Origin of the sequence: Mucilaginibacter sp. OK268 (assembly GCF_900103125.1) — a bacterium.
Lineage (GTDB): Bacteria > Bacteroidota > Bacteroidia > Sphingobacteriales > Sphingobacteriaceae > Mucilaginibacter.
Window position 1 is genome coordinate 192525 of record NZ_FNJV01000004.1, and the last position, 18495, is coordinate 211019.

Genomic DNA, 18495 nt, shown 5'->3' on the forward strand with positions numbered 1-18495 from the left:
GGAAAGAGCCCGGTTACACATCATCGATATTTTTACGACCATGCTTTTGCAGACTTTTAAATTGCGATGGTGTCATCCCGGTTACCTGTTTAAACTGGGCCGAAAGATGCGCTACACTGCTATAACCTAACTGATAAGAGATCTCCGAAAGACTCAGCTCGTTATAGATCAGTAGTTCTTTTACTTTTTCAATTTTTTGGGCGATGTAATACTTTTCTATCGTAGTGCCTTCAACGGATGAAAATAAATTGCTCAGATAGCTGTAATCGTGGTGCAGATGGTTGGCTAACAGCGCCGAAAGTTTTAGTGGATTAGTGGTATCTGTATAATGTACCAGTTTGATGATCTCGGTTTTTATTTGCTCTATCAGGCGGCTTTTCTGGTCGTCTATCATTTCAAAACCCAATGCTGTCAGGGATATTTCCAGCTGCTGAAGCTGCTCGTCGCCAGGTTTTTCTTTCAGACTGATCTCGCCCAACTCAACACTTAAAGGTTCCAGGCCGGCTTTTTCCAATTCGGTTTGTACCGCCATTTTACAGCGGTTACATACCATGTTTTTGATGTACAGTTTCACAGGAGTATTCATGCTTTGTAAAGCTATACATAAATTTAGGGTACAACAAAAGCCCCTGCATGAGCAGAGGCTTTGTTTACAGAAAGGTGATACAGGCCAGCCGCGCATTTCCCCCTTACCGGCACTGTATCCCTGGTTCTGTAGTGATTTAACGTTCTTCGTCGGCTGCCAATGCTTTGTTTGGATTGAGCAATTTCGCGCTTTCGGCCAGTTTAATGAACTCGGCGCGGTAACCTTCGCTATCGTCGCCTTTGGCGGTACGGGCCATTTTGATGGCTTGGTCGTAGGTAGAATGTTGTTTGAATTGCGAATCGCGGAGCAACATGCCAAACTCGGCCACAGCAGCCGCGAACCGGAAATCGGTTGATGTAGAATTTAGGACCACTGGCTTGTCATACACTTCCACATGGCTCATTTTGCTTACCGATGAGGTAGGTTGTTTGTACCGGAACTTGATGGTGAGCATTTCATCAGATGAGCTGGTGTAAGGCACAGGCTTTGGTTTTTGATATTTAAGCGGATCAACACTACTCGAATAATCATCCTTAACACCGGCGGGCACTATCTCATAAAAAGCGGTTACGGTATGACCAGAGCCCATATCGCCGGCATCTTTTTTATCGTTGTTAAAGTCCTCTTTGTTGAGGGCTCGGTTTTCATAACCTAATAAACGGTAAGCCTGTACTTTACCCGGGTTAAATTCTACCTGTAGTTTTACGTCTTTGGCAATGGTGAACAGGGTACCGCCAAACTCGCTGATGAGTGTTTTACGGGCCTCGGTAATATTATCGATGTAGGCGTAGTTACCATTGCCTTTATCGGCCAGGGTTTCCATTTTACTGTCTTTATAATTGCCCATGCCAAAACCTAAAACAGATAGGGATATGCCGCTTTCACGTTCTTTCTCAATCAGTTTTTCCATGTCATCATCGCTGGAAGCGCCTACGTTAAAATCACCGTCGGTAGCCAGCATTACCCGGTTATTGCCGCCTTTCATAAAGTTTTCCATGGCTATTTTGTAGGCCAGCTTAATACCCGCGCCACCGGCTGTTGAGCCGCCTGCCTGCAGATTGTCGATGGCATTGCTAATGGTGGTCTTTTTATCGCCCGAAGTTGCCGGTAATACCACGCCAGCAGCGCCGGCATAAACTACAATAGCTACTTTATCCTGCGGGCGCAATTGGTTAACCAGCATTTTTAAGGATGATTGCACTAACGGTAGTTTATTGGGTTCATACATCGATCCTGAAACGTCAATCAAAAATACCAGGTTGGATGCCGGCAGCTTGTCGTTAGCAATGGTTTTGGCCTTTAAGCCGATACGTAACAAACGGTGATTACTGTTCCATGGGGCGGCAGAAAGTTCGGTATGTATGGCAACCGGTTCGTTATTGGTTGGGCCGACCAGGTTATAATGAAAATAATTGATCATTTCCTCAATCCGTACGGCATCGGCAGGGGGGAGTTGGCCGTTGTTGATAAAACGCCTTACATTGCTGTATGATGCAGCGTCAACATCAACGGAAAAGGTGGATAACGGCTCGCTTGTAACGGTTTTAAAACCATTTTCGTTGATGCCTTTATAGCTTTCAGTGTTCTCGGGCGGTGAGGGCATCATTTGTATTGAACTCATCTGAACAGACTTGTTCGAATATCTCTTGCTTTTGCCGGCAACCACCCCGGCTATAGGTGCTGAGTACATTTTATCGGCGGCGGCCGAATTGATACTAGTAACGGCCCCGGTTACATCTTTTTTGTGTTGTACGCCATAACCTACAACCACAACTTCGTTCAGCGATTTATTTGATGCTTTTAAGTGAACATCCAACGTATTGCTTTTGCTGATCTTTATAGTTTGCGGTTCAAAACCTATAAAACTGAAAGTAAGCGTGTTTTTGCCCTCAGGTACATCAATAGTGTAATGGCCTTTGATATCGGTCTGCGTACCTTGATGGCCGCCGGTGATGATTACCTGTGCGCCTGGCAGGGCCTGGCTGTTATCGTCATATACCGTTCCGCTGATGTGGCGGTTGGTGGCAGGCTTAAACCCGGTTAGGCCCGCGAATATTAAAATGAATAGTAGCTGTTTCATTTGATAATTATTGATTTACTGATTTAGTGAATTAGTGATTTTTATACCTACAGAACCTCATCTGCATATTTGCACATCTGAAATCTGCACATTTGCTTTCATTTTAATAAGGATGTTATAGCAGCTTAATTTCCATAAACGATATAAAAAATTTATTTTGGCACTGTTTAATGACCAATTTTATCAAACCAAATAAACTAAGCTCATCAACTGACGCCGAACTGTTAGCTGTTTACCGTGATAACGGTGATATTGCTGTTTTAGGACAGCTGTATGAAAGGTATATGCCTTTGGTTTATGGCGTTTGCTTAAAATACCTCAAGGATGAAGAGCTGGCTAAAGATGCCGTTATGGGCATATTTGAAGAGTTGGTTGTTAAAGTAAAACAGCATGATATCAGCATATTCAGGAGCTGGTTGTATGTATTGGGGCGCAATTATTGCTTGATGCAGTTAAGGGCCGGTAAAAAATTAGAGGTAGTTGCTTTGGATGAGGTTATGGAATTTACCCCGCTTTTGCATCCTGATGATAATAACCGCGAAGAAGCCTATAAAGCCTTGGAGCGTTGTATAGATAAACTAACCGGGGCGCAGCAGCAAAGCATCGATCTGTTTTACTTAAAAGAGAAGTGTTATAAAGAGGTGGCCGATATAACCGGGTTTAGTTTAAATGAAGTGAAAAGTTATATACAAAATGGCAAAAGGAATTTGAAGATTTGCCTGGAGAAGAACAGTGAACAATAAAAAAGCCGACATATCGCAGATTAGGAAGTACCTTAACGGGGAGCTTAATGCCACCGCCATGCACCGGCTGGAGCGCGAGGCACTTGACGATCCGTTTTTGATGAATGCCCTGGAAGGTTATGAAGCCACTGCGAAAGATCAGCAGGCAAACCTGAACGAACTGGCCGGTCGCCTGCAAGAACGCACAGCCGAAAAACGAGGCCGGGTTATTTCATGGAAAGTGTGGTCTATAGCGGCATCGGTTTTAATCGTATTGACCATTGGTGGATTGTGGCTCAAAAACTCATCTCCTACACCGGAGAAAGCAAGAGTAGCCGATGTAGTGCAGCAAACCAAGGCCGACAAGACACAGGCTGTACCACTTAAAGATACTGTAGCGGCGCCAAATCAGCCGGCCACCCAGCCCGAAGCATTGGTGGCCCAAAGTATAAAACCAGCGCCTGTGGTGAAAGAAGCCAACAAGCCGGTTGATAAAGCAAGTGATAAAGCCGTTTATCAACAGGAAATATCTGCTACTGATAATAAACAAGCTGCAACACCTTCTGCAACTGATTATGCATCTAAGCAACCGGCCCCTATAGTTTTGCGGGAGGTTAAAACTCAGGCCAATAAAACCGATAATACACAGCAGTTAAGCGAGACGGTGGTAATGGGCTATACTTCGCAAAGTAAAAAGGATAGCCTGGATAATGTGATAGCCTTGAGAAAATCAAAGGCCCCTAAAACATACGGTTCATCCGCATTGCCCGGAAAGGTGGATGGCTTAACCGTGATCCCGGCAGATTCAAAATCACAAGCCGAAGCCAGCCGGATAACAGGCATCATTATTTCAAAGGGCGATGGCTCGCCGGTTATCGGGGCCGCCATACGTATCAAGGGCACCAATAAGTCAACCGTAACAGATACCAATGGTAAATTTGCCTTGTCGGCCTCGTCTTCAACCAATGAAACCCTTGATATTGCATCCATCGGTTTCGAGCGTAAACAAGTAAGCGCAAAAGTAGGCGATAGCCTAAAGGTTGAGCTCAAGGATGCCTCCAGTTCGCTTAACGAGGTTGTGGTAGTAGGTTATGGTAGTAAAAAAGATGTGGACGGAGAACCCATTGCCGAAAGCGCTCATCCACAAAATAACTGGAGCAGCTTTAAAAAATATTTGCAAACCAATGCCGTTTTACCAGATGGTACAACCGGCAATGTAAATGTAAGCTTCACCGTAGACGCCGACGGATCATTAAGTGATTTTAAGGTCAAAAAAAGTCTGAACGCTGTAGCTGATCAAAAAGCGATCGACCTGATCAAAAACGGCCCCTCATGGATCGGGAATAATAACCACAAACCCGAAACGGTTACCGTAAAGGTGAAATTCCAGACGCAGAAATAAAACTTAACAATAGTTTAGAGTATATGGGCTATTTATGGTGAGTCAACCAGACATGATGAGTTGGGCCATACCATTATAAAACGCGTCATTGAGAGGTACGAAGCAATCTTTATGCTTTACAGAGCAAGCAGAAGAGCGTAAGCAAGTTCACTTTTATGGCCGATCTACCAGTATAGAGATTATTAATATTGTGTTTGTTTTATTGGTATTAATGAGCTCCCTCCGGTCGGTTGTCTTCGTACCTCGCAATGACGTGCGGGTAATAATACATGCAAAAAGAAAAGAGCAAGGAAAATCTCCCTCGCTCTTTTCTTTGAGTATATCTACATCTTTTTTATTTCTTATTCTTATCGGCAAAAGAAAATACTTTTTGCAATAACGGTGTGGTGCGGGCTCCTAAATTGGAACGGATGTTCAGTTCTTCCTTAGCTATCTCTACAAATAAGCCCGAGATAGCTTTTTGAGTAGCGTAATCGCTGATATCCGGATTCAATTTCTTTACAAAAGGGACTTTATTGTAGGCCTTTGCAACATCCGTATAATACTTAGTAGCGTTGGCCTTGTTCAGGCTGGTTTGTATTACCGGTTTAAATTTAGCAGTTAACTGGGGAGTAGTAGCGCGTTCAAAATATTGCGTAGCCGCATCCTGGTTACCCATTAAAATATTGGTTACATCTTGCAGCGTCATGTGCTTAATGGCATCCACAAAAATAGGTTTGGCTTGTTTTGCAGCATCTTCGGCAGCACGGTTAAGGGATAATATCACATTATCACAAAGTTTGCCCATACCCAGGCTGCGCAAAGTTTTTTCGGCCTTTTGAGCCTCTGGCGGGAAAAGTATTTTAACCGCTGCATTGCCAAAAAAGCCGTTAACGGCCGATAACTGGTCTGAGCTTTTGCCTGTGGCTATTTCAAGCGCCTGCTTAAGGCCATTGCCTATCTCTAAATTGGTTGGTATGGTTTGGGCCGATGGTACTGCAGCTTGTACTGTCTGATTAAGGGTGTCGCAGCTGGCTAATGTTATAAATGCCAGCAAACCGGTAATTACTAAAAACTTTGTTCTCATAGTGGTTAAATTTAGTAAAAAATGCAGGCAATAAAAAAAACTTATCCGATGATGTGTATGAGTGCAAATACACCAGCGGCGATAAGGGCAGATATAGGTATAGTAATGATCCAGGCCCAAACCAGGTTAATGGTTACGCCCCAGCGCACTGCCGAAACACGTTTGGTTAAACCTACACCAATAATTGAACCCGTGATAGTATGTGTGGTTGATACCGGGATACCAAATCTTTCTGTGATAAACAAGGTAACAGCACCTGCGGTCTCCGCACTTACACCCTCCAATGGAGTTACCTTAGTGATCTTGGAACCCATAGTTTTTACAATTTTCCAACCACCAGACATGGTTCCTGCTGCAATGGCGGTATAGCAGGCCAATGGAATCCACTCGGGCATAGGAGCACCGGTTTTAATGATATTAGAAGTAACCAGGGTTACATATAATATCCCCATTACTTTTTGAGCGTCATTACCACCGTGAGCAAAACTTAACGCCGCTGCCGATACCAGTTGCAGTCTTTTGAACCAGCGTTCGGCGACAGCTGGGCGCGCCTTTTTACATATATGCAGTATCAGGATAGTAATGATATAAGCGATGATCAAACCGATGAAAGGTGCTAAAACAATATATGCTATAATAGTGAGCACATAATGCATTTCTATAGCACTCAATGGGTTGGCATGCATGTAAATAGCGTTAGCCATACCCGCACCTGCAAAACCACCGATAAGCGTGTGCGACGAACTGGAAGGGATACCAAACCACCAGGTTATTAAATTCCATGATATAGCGGCAATTAGGCCCGCGAGTATCACATGAATGGTTACAAAGTGCTCTAATACAATTTTTGACACCGTATTGGCAACTTTGTGATCTTTGATAAAAAAGTATGCTGCGAAATTAAATACTGCCGCCATCAGTACCGCCTGAAAAGGCGTTAATACTTTGGTTGATACGATAGTGGCAATGGAGTTGGCTGCATCGTGAAAGCCATTGGTATAATCAAAAATAAGTGCCAGGGCAATTACGACAACAAGTAGGGAGGTAACCATTTAGTGATGATTAAGTATGCTTAAGCGTTTTTAACTAAAATTGATTCCATAACGTTTGCCGCGTCTTCGCACATATCGGTAGCGGTTTCAAGCGCGGCAAGTATTTCTTTGTATTTGATGAGGCGGATAGCGTCTTTTTCATAAAGGAAAAGATCGGCTACGGCGCGGTCAAATACATAATCGGCCTGGTTTTCCACACTGTTTATCCTGATGCAGGAGTCGGCTATATTGCGTACGTTCCTGAGGTCTTTCAGCTCCTTTACGGCTTTTTCCAGGTCGATGCTGGCCTGTAATATCAGGTCAGACAGCTTGCGGATATGCTCATTAAAGTCATCTATTTTGTAAAGACTCATGCGGTTAGCAGCTCCATGAATATAATCAGCCACATCATCAATAGCGGTGGCTAGTGCGTGTATATCTTCGCGGTCAAACGGAGTGATAAAGTTTTTGCCCAGTTCCAGGTATATCTGGTGGGTTAACTCATCGCCTTTGTTCTCCAACTTATCTATTTGTTTGTAAAGCTCTTCCTGGGTTGCAGGATTGTTCGAGTTAACCGCCTCAACCAATACGGTAGCCATAGTAACTACATTGCTTGCCGCCTGCTCAAATAAGGGAAAAAATATTTTCTTGTCCTTGGGTACAAAGTATTGGAATATGCTGTTAAGTGACATAATGCTTTAAATTGGGGTAAAGGTACGTTTGCTATGTTAAGTTAGTGTTAACTTTTCAACACTGGTATATTGGGTAAATGTAAGGCTTGTTTGGCAATTTGCAGCGTAAAACCAAATGTTGAACCAAGGCCTTCGGTGCTGCGCACATTGATGGTTTGCTGGTGCGCCTCGATAATATGTTTCACGATGGCCAGCCCTAAGCCTGAGCCTCCAATTTGCCTTGAGCGACTGCTATCGGTACGGTAAAAACGCTCAAATAAACGCGGTAGAAACTTTTCTTCGATGCCGATACCATCATCAGTTACCTCAACCAATACCTGGTCATGCAGTACAAACAGACTTACCGAAGTGCTGCCTTCTTCCTTGCCATACTTAAAGGAGTTGTCAATGAGGTTAACCAATACCTGGCGTATTTTTTCGCGGTCGGCATATACTAAAATGCCTTCGTCGTATTTTTGTTTAAATATTAATTTAATATGGTATTGCTTGCCCTTGATCTCCAACGATTCAAAAACCTCTTTGATGAGATCATTGATTTTGAATTTGCTGTAATTGATAGGTATTTCGCCCGATTCCAGTTTGGAGATCTCATCCAGATCCTTGATCAGATAGCTTAGGCGATCCACATTTTTAGAGGCTTTCTCCAAAAACTGACGAGCCATATCGCGATCATCAAAATCATCATCCTGGAGAGCCTCAATATAACCTTGTATGGCAAAAAGGGGCGTTTTGAATTCGTGTGATATGTTTGACAGGAAGTCGCGGCGGAATTTTTCCTGTTTGCGCAGTTCGTCTATCTCAATCTTTTTCTGTTTGGCCCATTCCTTCACTTCTGATTCCACATCGTTGATAGGGTTGGCGCTTACATGTTCGCCAAGGGCATCACGCAGATCGCGGCCCAGCTTTAAATTATGGATGAGTTTATAGATCAGCTTAATGCGCGAATAAATGTATTTTTCAATCAGGTAATAGAAAACCACATAGCTGGTAATGAGCGTAGCCAGAAAGGTTACCATAACATCGTACCACTTGTGCTGAAAATAAAAGTTAACGGCTGATAGCGTAATTGCCACGCCCAGGGCGGTTATTAAAACCAGTACACGCAAATTCATATCGTAAAGTTACGATTTGTAGATGATTAACTGCCAGCGGAATGGCCAATGCCATGTTAAATTATAGTTATCAATTCCTGCATTTTTTAATAAGGCCACTAATTCTGCTTTTTTGAAGGCGCGTTTTACCGACAGCGGCCCGTCGTTACGTGCCATTTTGCTCCGGGTAAAAACATGGGTTATCACTATAATAGCATAGTACAACAGCCAATGGCGGTGCAGGTCGGTAATGATGACGCCTTTGCGGGCCGATGCCTGCATATTTTGGATAAGCCTTACCCACAGTTCATCATCAAAATGATGGGTAAACAGGCTGCTGATAATGATATCATAGGTTTTGATCCGATCGGTATCCGTAATAACATCGGCCTGCAGATAGTCGATATTATTAAATCCGACCGATTCCTGCCGGGCAAAATTAATAGCGGCGGGTGCGGCATCGATACCGGTTAAATGCAGTTGTAAATTGTTTTTAGCGGCCCATTTGGCAATAGCAATTAAAGCATCACCGCCACCGCAACCCCAATCACTTATGGAATAGCCGGTACGTATCGGAAAGTTCTTCAACGCTTTTATCAGGCTTTTATGACCACCCAGCAAGGAGTTTACTTTACCTAAGCCGGCTAACACCGGATTGATTTCACTAGCTGGCAGATCAAAATCGTCCATTATTTCGGCATCGGAGGCGCGTATGGTTAAATCAGGCATATAGTGAATACGTCGGTATCAGGCAAAAGGTTTGCCATGCGTTTGACTGATCAAAAACCGGGATACCGGAGGCAGGCCATTCAGGATATTTAAGGTGAGCGCCGTGGTAGTATTATTACCAAATAAGCGCTGCAATTGCCTGCCAACCCAAAGGCGACGGGCAAATTCCTTATTCCAGCTATGGGTATAATCAGCTTCGAGCGCGGTGCGTTTATCGGCAGTAAATTTTGTGGACTGATAATGGGCGATGATCTTTTCAGATAATATTTTAGCTGAATGGATAGCCATGGTCATACCGTTGCCGCAAAGCGGGGCTATCATGCCGGCGGTATCGCCGCTCATGAGGATATGATCTTCAACAGGGGCCTTTTTCTCAAAAGATATCTCATTGATCACTTCGGGCTTGTCCAATAAGAACTCGGCATTGCTAAAAATATCATCGAGATATGGGTTCTTGCGGATCACATGCTGCTCCAGCGCTTCAAGTGTGCCGTATTTGCGAAGATCATCGCGGTGAGCCATATAACACATACAGTAGCGGTCGCCATCGGTTTTGCTTACGCCACAGTAGCCGTCTTTGTAATTATTGAGCTGAATAAGATCGTCCGGAAAATCCATCCTCACATGAAACTTCACGGCCAGGTACGGACTCCGTTTATAAAAGAAAGGGCGTTTTAATTTTTGATCAAGATTGGACCGTTTGCCAAATGAACCAATTACCAATGGGGCGGTCAGGGTATTGCCCGGCGTAATCACTTCAAAATGTTCGTCAATAAAACGGATATCCTCTACACGTGTGCCGGGCAGTACATTGACGCCCTCGGCTACGGCCTTGTGGTATAAAAGGTTGTCAAAAGTAAAGCGGCTTAAACCAAAACCACCCAGGTCCAATTTTTGCGAAAGTTTGGTGCCAGATACCGCGGTTACCTCCAGGCGATTGATGCGGGCCACTTGTAATGGCTCCAGGTCGATATCCAGTTTACTCAGAAAGGGGATCACTTCGTTGGAGATGTATTCGCCGCATACCCGGTGCGTGGGGTATGTTTTTTTTTCGATCACGGTAACCTGTAAACCAGCCCGGTTCAATAAAATGGCATTGAATAAACCAGCCAGTCCTCCGCCAACTATGATTACATCGCTCATGGTTTAATGCATTTCGAGTATCATTCCCTCAACAGTTAAACCGGGGCCAAAGGCAAAGCTCATGATTTTTTGCTCCTTGAGATTTTGGGCGGCAAGCATTTTTTGCAGTACGAATAATATAGTGGCCGACGACATGTTGCCATATTCCTGCAAGGTTTGGTAAGCAAATGCATTGCTTTCTTCAGGAAGTTCCAACGCGGTTTCAACCGCTTCCAATATCTTGCGACCGCCCGGATGTACGGCATAAGCGGTGATCTGCCCGGCATCCATTTTTACTTTATACAGAAAACGATCCATCAGGGCACCGATATGTTTTTTGATCTGCTTGGATACTTTGGATGTCAGTATCATCTCGAAACCCGTATCGCCCACATGCCATCCCATATCATCACGGGCCTCGGTTACAAATTCGGTATAAAAGTTCTTTAGAGAAAAATAGGTTCCTGTACCTGAGCGATTGGCCGTGTTTTCGACTAAAACAGTTGCTGCCCCATCACTAAACAGGGAGTTGGCTACCCAGTTATCAAGCGTATTATTTTTTTGAAAGTGCAGAGTGCACAGCTCAATACTTACTATCAGTACTTTAGCTTCGGGGTTGGCCCGGCAAATATAGTCGGACACCTTTAGCGCGTTGATAGCGCCATAACATCCCATAAAATTGATACAGGTGCGCTCGGTATCGCGGTTAAGTGGTAACTTTTCAACCAGTTCAATATCAATACCGGGGGCATGCATGCCGGTACAGCTCACGGTGATCAGGTGGGTGATTTGCGATAGAATACCCTCCTCAAAGCCTGCAAGGCAGTTTTGTACTGCTTTAATGGCAATAGCAATGGCCTCCTTTTCGTAAAATTTAAGCCGTTCCTTAGTGCCTGGAAAAGGTTCCAGATCGGTTGATTGTTTAAAAAATGTATATTGAGATGGATCGCCGGCGCCAAAATCCGGGATCACCGAATAGCGATGATCAATGCCGGAGTGGTCATAAATGCTTTTTAATCGGGCCGCATTAGTTGCATCCAAGCCAAACGCGTTCACCATAAAATGGTAAATATCGTTTTGAGCTATTCTATTATCGGGATTAGCTATCCCAATGGCACTGATGCAACTATCCATTTGTATTATTATTGTTGTTTTAGTATCAAGTAGTTAGTATCAAGTATTAAGATTTTTGATAATCCTGCGTGAAAAACGCTTCGGTCATGATACTTGATACTAGCTACTTGATACTTATATGCTACTTGCTGATTTCGGTGTTTACCGTAACCGTGGCTTCGTCTGCCAGTACCATGCTATTGCCGCCTACGCCAAAATCCTTGCGGTTTATTTTAAAGCTGCCATTAAACACCGCGATATTACTCGTTTCGATGTAAGTAAAAGGTACCTCTATCAGTTTTGTTTTGTCTTTTATAGTTACGTTAAAACTGCCACTATAGTTGTCTCCACTTTTATGTTTAAATGATACTGACTTTAGCGTGATCTTTGGATAAGTAGCTATATCAAAATAATCAGCACTTTTCAAGTGATTATCACGCATCTCGTTATCCGTATTAACCGTGGCAGTTTCAACCGAGGCTGTAATGCTGCTACCGGTAAGGTCTGCAGGTTTAAACTGTACATCGGCTTGCAAACCATTAAAAACGCCAGTGCAACTGATACCCATGTTTTTAATTTTAAAGCTAATGGCCGATTTGGTGACCGTTGTTTTTACCTGTGCAAAGCTGTTAATTACTAAAAAAACTAAAACTGCGGCGATATAAATTTTTTTCATCATGAATTACGAACGTACTTTCAAACATAACATTTTATAAGGCACCATTTTTTACATTCGTAATCTACAAGGCAACCATGTTTACTATTATTACGTTAATGAGACTACGAAGGGTTGCCTTCCTTGTTTAATAATATTTATCATAATTGCCCAATAAATGAACCTGAAACAGTTAATACCTACCCGATCGGCATGGGCGCATCTGCGTTTTGTGTTTTCTGTTTTTTTGCTCCCGGTATATCTGTTTGCTTTCAGCCAGGCAGATGCTGTTCATTTTTGGCCGGCTATTTTGGTGTTTTTTATCTGGCACTTACTGGCTTTCCCGGCAAGTAACGGCTATAACAGTTATTTTGACCGCGACGAAGAAAGCATTGCCCTGCTGGCAAAACCGCCTGAGGTGGATATCAGTTTGTATTATTTTTCGATACTGCTGGAAGGTGTGGCCTTTTTGCTGGGCTTCCTGATCAGTTGGGAGTTTGCTTTTGCGGTATTGCTTTACGGCATTATGTCAAAACTGTACAGCCACTCCTCTACGCGATTAAAAAAGTATCCTATTATCAGTTTTTTAACGGTTTTCTTTTTCCAGGGGGCGTTTATTTATTATACCACTTATTCTGCTTTAAGTGGTATAAGCTTGTTCAGGCATTGGGATATTGGTTTTGCTGTGGCCGGGGCTATATGCTCCTGCCTTATCGGGGCATCATACCCGCTTACCCAGGTTTACCAACATGCGGAGGATAGCCGTCGCGGCGACCGCACGATAAGTTTGTTGCTGGGTTATAAAGGCTCGTTTATTTTTTCGGGTGCACTATTTGCCCTGGGGATAGCTTTATCTTATTATTACTGGCACTTGGCAGGGCAGATGCTGAATTTTTACTTTTTTCTGCTTTGCGCCCTGCCTATATTTTTGTTTTTTAACTACTGGTTTTATAAGGTTGGCCAATCAACCGAGAACGCCGATTATAAAAATGCTATGCGCATGAACTTTTTAAGCTCCGGATGCATGTTGCTTTATTTTGGGGTGCTGGCGATTTGGGGGTAATTGATTTGGACGTTTTTGGGTAGCTCCTACGGAGCAAAGGATTCTAATTTAGATTTCTACAAACAGGTAGCCTCTACGAGGCATTGCTCCCGTTTTTGTATAAACAATAAATTAAATAAGGTGCTACGGCTATAATATGCCTCGTAGAGGCTACCTGTTTGTAGAAAAGCTATGAGGCATTGCTCCCGTTTTTATAAACAATAAATTAATAAGATGCTACGACGATGGTATGCCTCGTAGAGGCTACCTGTTTGTAGAAAACCACCTAGTGTATTTTGCTCCGTAGGAGCTACCTATGAGCAATCAGAGAATTAATCAACTAAATCCTGGAAAATATATTTGTCATCGTATTTAACCGAATAGTCTTTTAGAATATCAAGATATTCTTCTTTAAACGATTTTTTAAGATGATGTTGTTTTTGGTTAATGATATATTTAATAATTGCATCAATTTGTGAATTACTGTTACTGAATGCGCCATAGCCTTCTTGCCATTGAAATTTACGTTTCGTATAACCTGATTTATTGATGAACTCGGAACTATCACCCTTTACCAGTCTCATTAGTTCAGATATGGATTGGTTTGGATTAAGGCCGATAAATAGATGCAAATGATCTGTAGCAGAATTTATAGAGAGTAATTTATGTCCGTTATTTTGAACGATGCCAGTAATATATCGGTGCAAATAACCTTCCCATTCAGATTGGATAATGGCATTTCTATATTTTACGGCGAAGACACAATGAATATAGAGTTGTGTATAAGTGTTAGGCATAATCAAATATAATATTTTGCCCGGATATAAATTATACGCAGGAAACTATGTTAATTGAAAAGCAAAACATTATAATTATCTATCTAAAACTCTACGTGCGCCCTTAACGATAATACATTTACCGGGCCGCGGTCTTTATTGTAGGCCGGATTCACAATAAACTGGTAATCGGGTGTGAGCCAAACTTTCTTTTGGTAAGCATTTATTTTATAATACAATTCCGCTATCAGCTCGTGTCCGTAATTCAATTTGCCATCGCCAATAATAAAACCATAGCCTCCGGCTGCCAGGTAATTGCGATGTGACGCTGATAGTCCATTAGCTACAAAGGCCAAAGCCAGTTCGTCATCACCACGTTTCCAGGAAGTACCTTTAAGCACCCCACCAAAACTTAATGAGCGATCGATCTCGGTAAAATACCAGGTTTCGGTTTTGCCATCGTTATAGCTTACTTTGGCAAATACCCCAAAATCTTTACTCAGGTACTGATCGGCACTGATGCCAAAACCATATTTATGCTTGCCATAGGTAAGGTTGGTATCAACTACAGGGTTCACCGGGTTTTGAGCCAGGGCCTGGTTATAGGTGCCCATTTTGCCGTTGTTCCTGAAACCTAATACCCGCACAGTACCTTTGTTACCATCGATGGTGTAGCGGCGCTCATACTCCAGTGTTTGGGTATTAGCATGGCCTATTTTAGCATCCCAGATGGCGCCATTAGCTGTAGTGGTTGACATGGTGAAGGCAAAACGCAGTGTCCAGTTAGGCTGGCCCAATTCCAGGTGTGAACCCAAAACGTAGCCGCGCGTATTGGCCGGATAATCCCAGGCGCCGTTATCCATCAAGGCCCAGTTCATGAATTGTGAGCGTGGGTCATGACTAAACTCATTACCATCATAAAAATCGGCCATGCCAAATTTACCAATGGTAAAGGAAAAATATCGTTTGCTTTTTAAACCTGCCAATTGGTTATTGTCATCAGTGAGGGTGTCTTTTTCTTTACCCCATTCAAAATTCTGGGTAAAGTAAAGCCGGGCGATATAAATTTTAGGTTCCGCAGCGCCTACCCTAAAAGTTTCACCATTAGGAAAGCCCGCTACACCCAGGGTTTTGCTCAGGCCTGATCCTCCCGAGAGTTCGGGATTAAAGAAAGCCTGTGCCCCTTTCCATAACCGGGCTGCACCAAAAAGTGTGGTGGTGATGGAACTTTGAGTTTCTGATTTGGTAAGCAAGCTGTTGGCCCCGGTATAGTCGGCACCAAATGATGGCTTGTATTGGGTAATAACAGTTTGCTGGAAATGGAGATTAAAACGCTGTTGTTTTAGGGTATCCTGCGCAAATACAAATAAGGTAATGTTCAGCAGGAGAGTAGTTAGCAGTATCGTTTTTTTCATCAACCTCAAATTTTGCGCAAAGAAACTAAACTTTATTTAGTTTACGATCCCACTTCCGTATAAAATTGTTTTAAATAGGCTTCCATAAAATCATGTCGTTGCTGAGCCAGTTTCCTACCTGTGCTGGTATTCATTTTATCTTTTAGCAATAACAGCTTTTCATAAAAATGGTTGATAGTTGGGGCCGATGTATTTTTATATTCCTCCTTACTCATGTTCAGGTTAGGCGCAATTTCGGGATTGTACAATTCCCGGCCTTTAAAACCTCCGTAAGTAAAAGCCCGGGCAATACCAATGGCGCCGATAGCATCAAGGCGGTCGGCATCCTGTACAATAGCCAGTTCGGGAGAATGAAAAGTGAGTTTGTCAAAGCTTGATTTGAACGACATGTGCCGGATGATCTGCTGTACATGCTCAACCACGGCTGCATCTACGTGCATGCTTTGCAGGTAATTGCCGGCGGTACGCGGGCCAATTTCCTCATCGCCATTGTGGAATTTACTATCGGCAATATCATGTAATAAGGCAGCCAGTTCTACCGTAAGCAAATCGGCATTTTCTGTTTGCGCTATCAGTTTGGCATTAACCCAAACCCTTTGTATATGCCACCAGTCGTGGCCGCCTTCGGCATTTTTAAGTGTTTCGCGTACAAATTGTACGGTTGCATCAATCAGTTCACTGTGTTCCATCAGCCAAAAATACTAAAAAGCTTAAAGCCGAAGGCAGAAAGCTTAAAGCTTTAAATAACCAGATGGGTTGCTTCATAGAGCATTAGGCTTTCTGCCTTTAGCTTTCAGCTTATCAGGCGGCTGCCACTTTTTCGGTCTCAATCAGGTCATGAACATCCGAGCCTAATATGGCGGCTATTTGGAAAAGGCGTTCAACCGTTATTTTAGTATAGCCCAGTTCAATTTTACTATAAGCATTTTGCGATATACTTAACTTTGCAGCAAGATATTCCTGCGTATAATTCAGGCCCTCCCGGGTATTCCTGATATTGGCCGCAATCGCCTTTATTTTGAAATTCAGCATCTCTTTCATTTACGTAATATATTGGTTATCTATACCTAACGAAATTAATGGGTAGATGGATTTCTATTTTTTATTTTTAATTGAATTTTTTTTAACTGGTTAAATGTATTGCCTGAAAGATTAAAGCGGGAAGGTGGAAAATAGGGAAGCAAAAACAAAGCCCATGATCAATTCAATGATCATGGGCTTTGTCAGTTAAAAACTTAGGGTTATTATTCCGGTATATCGTAGCTTACAACAACTGTTGGTAACAGGGTGGCATACTCCAATGGTACCTGGTTGTAAGATATAATGGGTTTGCGCTGGCTGTAAAATTTATAAGCCTCTTTGATAGTTGCATTACTGGCCATAGCCGGCGGATTAAAGCTGATAGAAAACGGGATAATGAAATCGTGTAATTTCTCATGATCAGGGATCACCCATTTGTGATTTGATTTTTTTAGTGCTTCAATAATGGGCAGGGTTAGCACATAATCATCAGCATAATAAACAATTATTTTTTTGATGGTACCCTTTTCATCGGCCGTAAATTTAAATACAGCTGTGCCGCTGGCTTTCTTTTTGATGATTTCAGGCGATACTTTCAGGCTATCCCTGAAAAAGCGGGTCATTACAGCGCCGCCGCCCTGAAACGGAAATGCCAGTTCGGTTTGTGCCTTACAGTAAGCTGATAATAAAATAGCAGCGGACAATAATATGATCTTCTTCATTTATACTTCTACTTCTTTTGGTTCTCTTTTGCTGCCTTCATACAGCTCATATTCCAGTAAACGGCAATCCAGTTTACCATTGTAAAATTCAATTCTGCGCGACGGGCGAAGACCGATCTTTTTAGCCAGATCGGGATTGCCCGTAAAAATATAGCCCCGGTATCCCAGGCATTTCTTTTTCATAAAATCGCCCATACGTGCATAGGTGGCCTCCAGTTTGGAGTGTACACCCAGGCGTTCGCCGTATTCGGGATTAAACATCACGATGCCCGCATCTTCAGGCACTTCGGTGTCTGCAAAATCACAAACGTTAAAATCTATCAAATGGTCTACACCAGCGGTTTTTGCGTTTTTTTGCGCGATGTCAACCGCATCGGCAGATAGATCGGTAGCTATGATCTTAAATCCGGTCTCTTTTTTCGACTTATCCTTTAATTTACGGCGTTCGGTAAAAAATACCGTTTCATCGTAACCTAAAATGTGCATAAAGCCATAGTTCATCCTGAACAGGCCCGGGCATTTATCGGTTGCCAGTAAAGCGGCTTCGATGGCCAATGTGCCTGATCCGCACATGGGGTTAATGAACGTGCTTTGCCTGTCCCAGTTGGTAGCCATAACGGTTGATGCCGCCAAAGCCTCCAGCATAGGCGCTTTGCCCGGTATTTTGCGGTAACTGTGTTTGGCCAGTGTTTCGCCCGAGGTATCGATAAAAATATCGGCGTCGCTATCCTGCCAGTACAGGTGTATCAGGGTTTTGTTGGCTTCGGCGCCCGAGTTGGGACGTATGCCTTTTACAGATTTTATCCTGTCGGCAATGGCATCTTTTACCTTTACATTGGCAAACAGGGGGGTAAGGATATGTTCGTTATTTACATTTGACGATACCGAGAAATATCCGGCAAAATCAATCAGTTTTTCCCACTCAATGGTCAGCAGCTCATTATAAAGCTGTGCGGGATCATCGGCTTTAAAGCTTTTTAGTAAATAAAGCACCTGGCTGGCGCAACGCAGATTAAGGTTAAGCGCAATGGTATCGGTTACGGTACCCTGAAGCTCAATCCCTGTCTGGAAAACACGGGTTGGTTTAAAACCCAGTGCCTCAACTTCCTGCTGCAGGTAAGGCGAAAGCCTTTTATTGCATGTAATTACGATTTTACTCTCGGTGTGGAAAACTTGCATATTTATTTTGCGAATTTATAAATTAAAAACACCCTATTTTAATTTCTTATCT

Annotated in this window: 19 protein-coding genes; 3 read left to right on the top strand and 16 right to left on the bottom strand. The window is 43.0% G+C overall.

Annotation, left to right across the window (positions count from 1 at the left end; all coding sequences use genetic code 11):
* Nucleotides 1-13: 13 nt before the first annotated feature.
* Nucleotides 14-586: a helix-turn-helix domain-containing protein gene (locus BLR84_RS15520; protein WP_090469835.1), complete on the bottom strand. Its 573-nt coding sequence runs from the start codon at nt 584-586 to the stop codon at nt 14-16.
* Nucleotides 587-722: 136 nt separating this feature from the next.
* Complete coding sequence (locus BLR84_RS15525; protein ID WP_090469838.1) at nt 723-2666, bottom strand: vWA domain-containing protein; 1944 nt, start codon at nt 2664-2666, stop codon at nt 723-725.
* 170 nt (nt 2667-2836) lie between these two features.
* Between BLR84_RS15525 and BLR84_RS15530 the strand changes: the two genes are divergently transcribed.
* A complete protein-coding gene (locus BLR84_RS15530) occupies nt 2837-3409 on the top strand; it encodes an RNA polymerase sigma factor (RefSeq protein ID WP_090469840.1) in 573 nt (190 codons plus the stop codon).
* Nucleotides 3399-4790, top strand: a complete 1392-nt coding sequence (locus BLR84_RS15535) for an energy transducer TonB (protein ID WP_090469843.1) — start codon at nt 3399-3401, stop codon at nt 4788-4790. The genes BLR84_RS15530 and BLR84_RS15535 overlap by 11 nt, the downstream gene beginning before the upstream one ends.
* Nucleotides 4791-5124: 334 nt before the next feature.
* On the opposite strand, the gene BLR84_RS15540 is transcribed toward BLR84_RS15535, so the two are convergent.
* The 8 genes from BLR84_RS15540 to BLR84_RS15575 all read right to left on the bottom strand — a co-directional run bounded on the left by BLR84_RS15540 (nt 5125) and on the right by BLR84_RS15575 (nt 12313).
* The gene (locus BLR84_RS15540) at nt 5125-5856 is read right to left on the bottom strand and encodes a DUF4197 domain-containing protein (RefSeq protein ID WP_090469846.1); all 732 of its coding nucleotides are present in this window, start codon (nt 5854-5856) and stop codon (nt 5125-5127) included.
* A 41-nt stretch (nt 5857-5897) separates the two neighbouring features.
* Nucleotides 5898-6908, bottom strand: coding sequence for an inorganic phosphate transporter (locus BLR84_RS15545; RefSeq protein ID WP_090469849.1), 1011 nt, complete (start codon nt 6906-6908; stop codon nt 5898-5900).
* Between the two features lie 20 nt (nt 6909-6928).
* Complete coding sequence (locus tag BLR84_RS15550; RefSeq protein ID WP_076371689.1) at nt 6929-7579, bottom strand: DUF47 domain-containing protein; 651 nt, start codon at nt 7577-7579, stop codon at nt 6929-6931.
* A gap of 47 nt (nt 7580-7626) precedes the next feature.
* Entirely contained in the window at nt 7627-8691 is a 1065-nt protein-coding gene (locus tag BLR84_RS15555; protein WP_090469852.1) for a sensor histidine kinase, read from the bottom strand.
* 9 nt (nt 8692-8700) lie between these two features.
* Nucleotides 8701-9399 (bottom strand): methyltransferase domain-containing protein, encoded by a 699-nt coding sequence (locus BLR84_RS15560; RefSeq protein WP_090469855.1) that lies wholly within the window; start codon nt 9397-9399, stop codon nt 8701-8703.
* Nucleotides 9400-9417: 18 nt separating this feature from the next.
* On the bottom strand, nt 9418-10542 hold the full coding sequence (locus BLR84_RS15565) for an NAD(P)/FAD-dependent oxidoreductase (RefSeq protein WP_090469858.1): 1125 nt from the start codon (nt 10540-10542) through the stop codon (nt 9418-9420).
* A 3-nt stretch (nt 10543-10545) separates the two neighbouring features.
* A complete protein-coding gene (locus BLR84_RS15570; protein WP_090469860.1) occupies nt 10546-11655 on the bottom strand; it encodes a type III polyketide synthase in 1110 nt (369 codons plus the stop codon).
* A 121-nt stretch (nt 11656-11776) separates the two neighbouring features.
* Nucleotides 11777-12313, bottom strand: coding sequence for a YceI family protein (locus tag BLR84_RS15575; protein ID WP_090469863.1), 537 nt, complete (start codon nt 12311-12313; stop codon nt 11777-11779).
* 154 nt (nt 12314-12467) lie between these two features.
* On the opposite strand from BLR84_RS15575, the gene BLR84_RS15580 reads away from it, so the two are divergent.
* The gene (locus tag BLR84_RS15580; RefSeq protein WP_090469866.1) at nt 12468-13352 is read left to right on the top strand and encodes a UbiA family prenyltransferase; all 885 of its coding nucleotides are present in this window, start codon (nt 12468-12470) and stop codon (nt 13350-13352) included.
* A 311-nt stretch (nt 13353-13663) separates the two neighbouring features.
* Here the strand turns inward: BLR84_RS15580 and tnpA are convergent, their stop codons facing one another.
* From tnpA to BLR84_RS15610, 6 genes are all read right to left on the bottom strand, one after another.
* Nucleotides 13664-14128 (bottom strand): IS200/IS605 family transposase, encoded by a 465-nt coding sequence (tnpA, locus tag BLR84_RS15585; protein ID WP_090469869.1) that lies wholly within the window; start codon nt 14126-14128, stop codon nt 13664-13666.
* A gap of 83 nt (nt 14129-14211) precedes the next feature.
* A complete protein-coding gene (locus tag BLR84_RS15590) occupies nt 14212-15522 on the bottom strand; it encodes a carbohydrate porin (RefSeq protein ID WP_090469872.1) in 1311 nt (436 codons plus the stop codon).
* Nucleotides 15523-15563: 41 nt separating this feature from the next.
* The gene (locus BLR84_RS15595; protein WP_090469875.1) at nt 15564-16211 is read right to left on the bottom strand and encodes an HD domain-containing protein; all 648 of its coding nucleotides are present in this window, start codon (nt 16209-16211) and stop codon (nt 15564-15566) included.
* Between the two features lie 112 nt (nt 16212-16323).
* Nucleotides 16324-16563 carry a helix-turn-helix domain-containing protein gene (locus BLR84_RS15600; protein ID WP_090469878.1) on the bottom strand — a complete coding sequence of 80 codons (240 nt, stop codon included), beginning with the start codon at nt 16561-16563 and terminating at the stop codon, nt 16324-16326.
* Nucleotides 16564-16766: 203 nt separating this feature from the next.
* Entirely contained in the window at nt 16767-17264 is a 498-nt protein-coding gene (locus BLR84_RS15605; RefSeq protein ID WP_090469882.1) for a hypothetical protein, read from the bottom strand.
* Nucleotides 17265-18443, bottom strand: a complete 1179-nt coding sequence (locus BLR84_RS15610; protein ID WP_090469885.1) for a THUMP domain-containing class I SAM-dependent RNA methyltransferase — start codon at nt 18441-18443, stop codon at nt 17265-17267. It abuts the gene before it with no gap.
* Nucleotides 18444-18495: the final 52 nt, after the last annotated feature.

Excerpts from the sequence above, each read along its gene's own strand:
- BLR84_RS15550 (WP_076371689.1), bottom strand. The coding sequence starts at position 7,579 with ATGTCACTTAACAGCATATTCCAATACTTTGTACCCAAGGACAAGAAA.
- BLR84_RS15605 (WP_090469882.1), bottom strand. The coding sequence starts at position 17,264 with ATGAAGAAGATCATATTATTGTCCGCTGCTATTTTATTATCAGCTTAC.
- BLR84_RS15520 (WP_090469835.1), bottom strand. The coding sequence starts at position 586 with ATGAATACTCCTGTGAAACTGTACATCAAAAACATGGTATGTAACCGC.
- tnpA (WP_090469869.1), bottom strand. The coding sequence starts at position 14,128 with ATGCCTAACACTTATACACAACTCTATATTCATTGTGTCTTCGCCGTA.
- BLR84_RS15600 (WP_090469878.1), bottom strand. The coding sequence starts at position 16,563 with ATGAAAGAGATGCTGAATTTCAAAATAAAGGCGATTGCGGCCAATATC.
- BLR84_RS15540 (WP_090469846.1), bottom strand. The coding sequence starts at position 5,856 with ATGAGAACAAAGTTTTTAGTAATTACCGGTTTGCTGGCATTTATAACA.
- BLR84_RS15525 (WP_090469838.1), bottom strand. The coding sequence starts at position 2,666 with ATGAAACAGCTACTATTCATTTTAATATTCGCGGGCCTAACCGGGTTT.
- BLR84_RS15580 (WP_090469866.1), top strand. The coding sequence starts at position 12,468 with ATGAACCTGAAACAGTTAATACCTACCCGATCGGCATGGGCGCATCTG.
- BLR84_RS15545 (WP_090469849.1), bottom strand. The coding sequence starts at position 6,908 with ATGGTTACCTCCCTACTTGTTGTCGTAATTGCCCTGGCACTTATTTTT.
- BLR84_RS15560 (WP_090469855.1), bottom strand. The coding sequence starts at position 9,399 with ATGCCTGATTTAACCATACGCGCCTCCGATGCCGAAATAATGGACGAT.
- BLR84_RS15555 (WP_090469852.1), bottom strand. The coding sequence starts at position 8,691 with ATGAATTTGCGTGTACTGGTTTTAATAACCGCCCTGGGCGTGGCAATT.
- BLR84_RS15530 (WP_090469840.1), top strand. The coding sequence starts at position 2,837 with ATGACCAATTTTATCAAACCAAATAAACTAAGCTCATCAACTGACGCC.
- BLR84_RS15565 (WP_090469858.1), bottom strand. The coding sequence starts at position 10,542 with ATGAGCGATGTAATCATAGTTGGCGGAGGACTGGCTGGTTTATTCAAT.
- BLR84_RS15595 (WP_090469875.1), bottom strand. The coding sequence starts at position 16,211 with ATGGAACACAGTGAACTGATTGATGCAACCGTACAATTTGTACGCGAA.
- BLR84_RS15590 (WP_090469872.1), bottom strand. The coding sequence starts at position 15,522 with ATGAAAAAAACGATACTGCTAACTACTCTCCTGCTGAACATTACCTTA.
- BLR84_RS15575 (WP_090469863.1), bottom strand. The coding sequence starts at position 12,313 with ATGATGAAAAAAATTTATATCGCCGCAGTTTTAGTTTTTTTAGTAATT.
- BLR84_RS15610 (WP_090469885.1), bottom strand. The coding sequence starts at position 18,443 with ATGCAAGTTTTCCACACCGAGAGTAAAATCGTAATTACATGCAATAAA.
- BLR84_RS15570 (WP_090469860.1), bottom strand. The coding sequence starts at position 11,655 with ATGGATAGTTGCATCAGTGCCATTGGGATAGCTAATCCCGATAATAGA.